Below are 858 nucleotides of genomic sequence, written 5' to 3'. Positions count from 1 at the left end.
CTCCATGCTGGAAGTTGGCGTAGGCGCTCGCCAGAAATAGACCCACGAGCAGCGACAAAGCTGCACCGAATAGAAGCCTTTCAAGTTTCCGGCTCGAACCCAATGATCGTCTGATGTCCCGAGTCAAGAGTACGGTCGCTAGCTTCGGTCACAGTCGCAATGCTGTGCCGTCTCCGTTTCAAGTCACACGATGGGCATTCGATTTTTGCAGCGATCGACATCGGGAAGGGCAACGCCGCTCTTGGCTTCGCACTCATCATCGAAAAGGAACTCGGGCCCGGCATCTATGGCAGCGTCCCGGCGCCTGGCCCGCAGGAATGCTGACTGGTCATCGCAATGACGATCCGAGATCCCTCAACTTCATCCAGTCCGACGAGATCCTAGCTCTATCCACACCTCCGCAAATGCTCCAGTCAGACGATGTCGCGAATTGCCGGTTCGACATCAGCATCTACCCATGCTCGCCACAGTCCGCGCGTCGAGGCCTGTCTCTTCGCTGCTTCGTCACGCGGCTTCCATCATAGCCATTATCCTGCCCTTTGGCGCCGCACTGGCGGCGCTACTACTTCGGTAGCGAGGGGAGGTTGCACTTTGCTGAAATCATCTTTGATCGCGTCGGATCTGCTTGCAGCATCGGAGGCGGGTACGTCTTCTGGCGCCGTGTCCGAACCTGCTATCTTGGTTGCTTCATCACCATGACTCGCCGCATGGCCTACCCCACGGTAGGCACTATGGGTATCCTGGTTATACCCGCGGCTTTCGCCGACATAGTCGCGTAAGCGGTGGGTCGCTTGATTGGGCCCAAGCGTGCGCTCGATGAAGTCGATGGTTTGGTAGCCGTGAAGTTTTGACTTCAGC

Annotated in this window: 1 protein-coding gene; it reads right to left on the bottom strand. The window is 57.5% G+C overall.

Features of this window, described 5'->3' with window-relative positions:
* Positions 1–527: 527 nt before the first annotated feature.
* A partial coding sequence (locus tag C7G61_RS45750) for a hypothetical protein (RefSeq protein ID WP_210205933.1) occupies positions 528–858 on the bottom strand: 331 nt, incomplete at its 5' end.

The organism is Bradyrhizobium algeriense, from assembly GCF_003062295.1.
Lineage (GTDB): Bacteria > Pseudomonadota > Alphaproteobacteria > Rhizobiales > Xanthobacteraceae > Bradyrhizobium > Bradyrhizobium algeriense.
Note: the sequence above shows the minus strand (reverse complement) of the source record. Positions and strands in the feature narration are given on the sequence as shown.